Source organism: Pseudosulfitobacter koreensis, assembly GCF_024733015.1.
GTDB classification, from domain to species: domain Bacteria; phylum Pseudomonadota; class Alphaproteobacteria; order Rhodobacterales; family Rhodobacteraceae; genus Pseudosulfitobacter; species Pseudosulfitobacter koreensis.
In genome coordinates this window covers 22,879-29,155 of the sequence record NZ_JANKJG010000019.1, presented here as the reverse complement: position 1 = coordinate 29,155, position 6,277 = coordinate 22,879, and the positions used below count along the sequence as shown (strand labels likewise).

Here is a 6,277-nt window from a genome sequence, read left to right as displayed (position 1 = left end):
TGTTGACCTGTCGCTCTTTCCCGCGACCGACGCGGTCAACAGCGGTGCGCATGTTGTCGTAGATGCCGCGCTCCGGGACACCGCCGAAGACCCTGAACCCGTGCCAGTGGGCATCGAACAGCATCTCATGGCTTTGCAGCAGATACGCCCTGACCAGAAAAGCTCTGCTGTGCGACAGCTTGATGTGGGCGACTTGCAGCTTGGTGCGCTCACCACCCAGAACGGCAAAATCCTCGCTCCAGTCAAACTGGAATGCTTCGCCTGGGCGAAACGACAGTGGCACAAAAGTGCCGCGGCCTGTCGTCTGCTGATCCCGCTGCCGATCGGCCCGCCAGTCACGCGCAAAAGCCGCAACCCGGTTGTAGGACCCGTCAAATCCGAGAACCACCAGATCGGCATGCATCTGCTTCAGCGTCCGCCGTTGTTTGCGGGACTTGGCCGCTTCCGTCTTCAGCCAGCCGGCCAGCTTCTCGGCGAACGGATCGAGCTTACTTTGCCGCTCTGGCGTCGCGAACTGAGGCTCTATCGTGCCTGCGTTCAGATACTTCTTGATAGTGTTGCGCGACATTCCAGTCCGCCGCGCAATCTCACGGATCGGCAGCTTATCCCGTAAGCGTAGCTTCCGTATGATGTTCAAAAGTCCCATGTGTATCACTCCAGTATCCCCCGCTGCGCATGGCGCTGGGGGAAGGCTCACATGGGTCAAATCTCAATGGAAATTATATGCCTACCCGGGTCACTTCTGAGTGGAAATCAACACCATAATAGCTAACGGCATGACATCATCGCTGCTGATTTAGAGTTCCACTTCGTTGCGAGAATATCTTAGATCAAATGACTGCCGCCGATGGTTCCGCTTCTTAGAAATGAACACTAACCTGCCAGTATGAAAAACATAATTTCCCGAGGCATAGCGAAAGCCCTTTCCCGCGCCCGGCCACAGCAACCTGAAAAATCAAAAGCCGACTCCGCGGGTGATATCGGTATTCAAATGCCGCGGGACCATTTCGAAATATTGTCACGCTGTCTGTCGATTGATCTGGAGGTCGATCCCAAAGAAGCCCGAGTATTCGCCTTTGCCGCTGTGCCGGAAGGTGAAGGAGGGGGGATTGTTCATCGGAAAGGTCACCCGAGGGCCGCGCTTGAAAGACTCGACCTGTTCTGCGCGGGCTTCTCCCATGTCATTGGGCACAATATTCTGCGCCACGACTTGCCACATCTCATGGCGGTTTCGCCGCGCTTCGCAAAGCTCGCAGACGGACCGATCGATACGCTGTGGCTAAACCCTTTGGCTTTTCCGCGGAATCCTTATCACCGTCTGGTCAAACACTACCACGATGGGCGGCTTCAAAGTGGTCACGTCAACGATCCCGAGTTCGACGCGCGTCTTGTGTTCGAGGTCCTTCGCAACCAGATCGACGCCTTTTTATCGCTGAACAAGTCGTCGCCAGAGATGTTGCTGGCCTATCACTGGCTATGTTGCCGAGGACCGGGTAGCGACGGGTTCGATCGGTTGTTCAGCGATGTGCGTGGGGCGTCCATCCCGACGGAAGCCGAAGCGCACGCGGTTCTTCGGACGCTGCTGAAAGAGGCAGCCTGCCGTGCGCAGTTGGAGGCTGTGCTTGAGCGGCTTCAGGACACCAGGCTGGGCTGGCCGATGGCATATGCTCTTGCTTGGATTTCGGTCGCTGGTGGGGATTCTGTCATGCCACCCTGGGTGCGGGCGCAGTTCCGTGACGCAGCACGGCTCGTCAAAGACCTGCGGGACTCGAACTGTCGTGATCCGCACTGTGCCTATTGCGCAGAGCACAACAATCCCACCCGTGCCCTCGAACGCTGGTTTGGCTTTCCAAGTTTCCGCCCGGAACCGGTCGACGAGGACGGACGCCCGCTTCAGGAAAAGATTGTTGCGACGGCCATGGATGGCGACAGCCTATTGGGCATCCTGCCGACGGGCACGGGCAAATCCATCTGCTATCAGATCCCCGCGCTGTCTCGGTTCGACAAGACCGGGGCCTTGACCGTTGTTATATCGCCGCTCGTGGCGCTGATGGCGGACCAGGTTCAGGGCTTGGTGCGGGCCGGAATTTCGTCGGCGGCTACGATTAACGGGCTATTGTCTTTGCCCGAGCGTCAGGATGCGCTCGACAAGGTGCGGCTTGGAGATGCTGCGATCCTGCTGATTTCTCCAGAACAACTGCGCAGCACAACAGTTCGGTCCGTTTTGGCACAGCGCGAGGTGGGGCTGTGGGTGCTGGACGAGGCGCACTGCGTTTCCAAATGGGGGCAAGATTTCCGTCCCGACTATCGATACGTTTCGCGGTTTATAATGGAAAGCTCAGGCGACGAACCGGCTCCGGTGCTTTGCTTGACCGCAACGGCAAAGCCGGACGTCGTGCAGGACATCCGCAGTCATTTCAGAGAGCGGTTGGGGACCGAGCTGGCGTTGATCGACGGTGGCGCATCTCGGTCGAACCTGAGCTTCCAAGTGCGGCCAACGCAGCGGGCAACCAAGATGACCGATATCCTCGACACGATCGAGGCTCAGCTTCCGCGCGAGGGCGTGTCGGGGGCGGTCGTCTATTGTGCAACCCGAAATGCCACCGAGCGCGTGGCGGAGTTCTTAAAACAACAGGGGATCGCCGCTGAACGGTATCATGCGGGCCTTAGCGCCGATGACAAGCGCGAGATCCAGGAGGACTTCCGTGTCGGCAATCTGCGCGTAATCGCGGCTACCAACGCCTTTGGTATGGGGGTCGACAAGCCGGACATCCGTCTGGTGGTTCACGGTGACGTGCCCGGCTCGCTGGAAAACTATCTGCAAGAGGCAGGTCGCGCCGGGCGGGACCGCGATCCTGCAAGCTGCGTCCTTCTGTATAATACAGAAGATGTCGATCGTCAGTTCAGCCTGAGCGCGCGGTCTCGACTCGCGCGGCATGAAATCGGCGCGATCCTGAAGGCGCTTCGGCGCCTTGATGCTCGGACCAGAAAAGGCGGTGAGATCGTTGCTACACCGGGCGAAATTGTTCACGAGGAGAAAGACCGAAATTTCCAGCGAGACAGCAATACCGACGATACACGCGTAAAGACGGCCGTTGCCTGGCTGGAAGAGGCGCACCTTCTGAACCGTGAGGAAAACCGGGTGCAAGTGTTTCCCGCCTCACTCCGGATAAAGAGCATGCAAGAAGCCCGCGAGATCCTTGCATTCGCCGAGATCACCCAGCGGCGGCGCGAGGATCTGGCCGCCATCGTGCAGCATATCATCAACGCGCCGCAAGAAGAGGGCATCACCACGGACGAGCTTTGCGGGGTCAGTGGGCTGACGGTGTCGGGCGTGCGCAAGGCCTTGGCGGATCTCGAGGCCCTGGGAATCGCAAAAGATGATACAAACATCACCATCTTCGTGCATCTGCGCGTCGAGAATGCTTCGCCGAAACGGTTCGAAGCGGCATCCCGGTTGGAAGCGGACCTGATCGCGACCCTAAGAGAGCAAGCGCCAGACGCGGACATTGACGAGACTTGGCCCTGCCATCTGGCCTCAGTGGCACAGGCTCTCCGGGAGCAGGGACACGTCTCCGCGCGGCCCGATATCGTCGAGGGGTTGCTCCGTGGGATTGCGCAAGATGGTCGCGACATGGATGGCGGCAAAGGCAATATTGGCCTGCGCAAGGTGTCCCAAGGCAGTCTCATGGTGCGAATGCAAAGATCATGGGCAGTAATCGAGCAGACCGCTCAGCTTCGCAGGCAGGCGGCAGAGCGGTTGATTTCACACTTGATCGACCATGTTCAGGCCGGCTTGCGTGGGAAAGATGTTCCTGTCGAGACCACGCTTGGCGACCTTCTTGCAGCGATCAACAGTGATGCGCTGTTGCGGGCATCTGTCAATGATCCGGCAAAGCTGATGGACCGGGCGCTTCTGTGGCTGCACGAACAGCAGGTGGTGACTCTGGGCAAGGGATTGTCCGTGTTCCGCTCAGCCATGACATTGCACATCAACCCGAAAGGCGGCGGCTTTACCACCCAGCATTTCGCGCCGCTCGAAGACCACTATAGCGAACAGACCGTCCAGACACATGTGATGGCGGCTTATGCCACCAAAGGCATCGACGAAATCGATCAGGCCCAGCGGCTCGCGCATGACTATTTTGCAATGGAGCAGTCCGACTTCATGAAAGCTTGGATGCCGGGGAAAGTTTCGGAGTTTAGACGGCAGGCAACGCCCCAGTCCTATGCCGAGATCGTCGACAATCTGGGGAATTCGACACAAGAGCAGATCGTGCGTGACGACCGTGAACAGACCAATGTGCTTGTGCTCGCGGGGCCGGGATCGGGTAAGACACGCGTGCTGGTCCATCGTGTCGCCTATCTGGTCAGGATCAAACGCGAAGATCCAAACGGTATACTGGTGCTCGCCTACAATCGTCACGCGGCCGCCGAGATCCGGGAACGCTTGCGTCGACTGATCGGCGAAGATGCTCGTTTCGTAACGGTTCTGACCATTCATGCCTTGGCCATGCGATTGGTTGGCGCGAGTTTCGCCGGACGGGCAGAGGCCGATGAGCCCGATTTCCAGACGCTTCTGACCGATGCGGCACGTCTCTTGCGTGGCGACGGGCTGGAAAAAGTAGAAGCCGAAGCCTTGCGAGAGACATTGATCCAGGGGTTTCGCTGGATTCTCGTTGACGAATATCAGGACGTCGGCCCCGAAGAATACGCCTTAATCGCTGCGGTGGCCGGTCGCAGCATCGATGACCCCGATCAACGGATCAGCCTGTTCGCGGTCGGCGACGACGATCAGAATATCTATGCGTTTGCCGGGGCATCGGTGCGTCACATTAGGCAATTCGAAAAGGATTATTCAGCCAAGCCAGTCTTTCTGACAGACAATTACCGCTCGTCGAAGAACATTATCAACGCAGCGAACGCCGTGATCGAAGGATCTCGGGAACGTATGAAAACAGGGCATGGAATTACGGTCGACCAATCCCGGCAAAAGGACCCTGTCGGGGGTATCATGGAAAGCCTCGACCCGGTTGCTCAGGGGCGGGTCCAAATCCTTGGCTGCCCGCCTGGAAGTGACGCTCAGGCCCTTGCGGCAGTCAACGAGATGATCCGCCTGTCAAAACTGATCCCGGATTGGAATTGGAGGGGGGCGGCAATCATTTCTCGTGATTGGCGCAAGCTTTTGCCGGTCCGCGACTTCGCCGAAGCCTTGGGAATTCCCGTCGAAATGGCAAACGAGAACCTGCCAAGTTTATGGCGCACCCGCGAGATGCAGGGGTTTATCGGCAACCTGCGCGGGAGGCATGGGACCATGGTCAGCGTGGGCGACCTGACCGAAACCCTGAACGCGATACCCGCAAGCCGTTGGACCAACCGGATCGGCGAGGGACTTGGCCAGCTTGCACGCGAAGTTGACGGCAAAGCGCTCCCGACCCCTGACGTGATCGAATGGTTTGCTGAATGGTCCAAGGATTCTTGGGGCGAGCAGCGCGGCCTCAAACTGTTGACCGCGCACCGCGCAAAGGGCCTCGAATTCGACGATGTCGTCATCATGGACGGCGGCTGGGAACGGCCCTCGAAAAACGAAGATCAGGATGCGCCAAGGCGATTGTTCTATGTCGCCATGACACGTGCGCGGCGCAACTTGATCGTTATGAGCAACGACAATCACGAATACCTTCCCACCTTATCGCCTTCCGTGCTCACGCGGCATGTGGTGCCCGACCTGGCGACAATACCCGGCCCACGCCGGTTCTTTCAATCGCCCGAGATGAAGATGGTCGATTTGTCCTTCGCTGGACGCCAGGGTGATCAGCACGCTGTTCATAACGCGATCGCCGAAGCACAAGTCGGCGCGCCAGTCAGGCTCTCCAAAGTCGAGGATCGCTGGCAGATTGAGGATGCTCAAAGGCGTGTCCTTGGGCGGATGTCCAAAGCATTCGCGCCACCAATTGGCACGGACTTTGTCTCCGGCGAGATCGCGGCCATCATAAACTGGCGCAAAGAGGATGCCGATGAGCGTTTTCATCATTTGATGAAACGCGCTAACCGGGAAGTCGTTGTGCCTGAACTGGTCTTCAAAGACGTCAAGTGTGTTGAACGGGTTTCCAGACGAGATCAGAACGACCAGCAGCGCGGTTAAGCGGTCGTTCGCTCCACTTGCGATAAAGGGCCGCTTAGGGGCGTCATCGCTGATCGGATCGCATTGATCAGCCAGACGCATGAATTTGGGCGATTGCGATTTTGCGTGCAGCTCATGGTGTGCTCTGCAATT

The 6,277-nt window shown here is 58.3% G+C and carries 2 protein-coding genes; one reads left to right on the top strand and one right to left on the bottom strand.

What is annotated here, in order from left to right:
* Window positions 1-646, bottom strand: a 646-nt coding sequence (gene istA / locus NTA49_RS17035) for an IS21 family transposase (RefSeq protein ID WP_258296015.1), incomplete at its 3' end; no start/stop codon positions are given.
* Window positions 647-991: 345 nt separating this feature from the next.
* Between istA and NTA49_RS17030 the strand changes: the two genes are divergently transcribed.
* Window positions 992-6,145 carry a RecQ family ATP-dependent DNA helicase gene (locus NTA49_RS17030; protein ID WP_261368390.1) on the top strand — a complete coding sequence of 1,718 codons (5,154 nt, stop codon included), beginning with the start codon at window positions 992-994 and terminating at the stop codon, window positions 6,143-6,145.
* The last annotated feature ends 132 nt before the right edge of the window (window positions 6,146-6,277 follow it).

Bases quoted from the DNA above. Each gene is read 5' to 3' on its own strand.
- NTA49_RS17030 (WP_261368390.1), top strand. From the start codon at position 992: ATGCCGCGGGACCATTTCGAAATATTGTCACGCTGTCTGTCGATTGAT.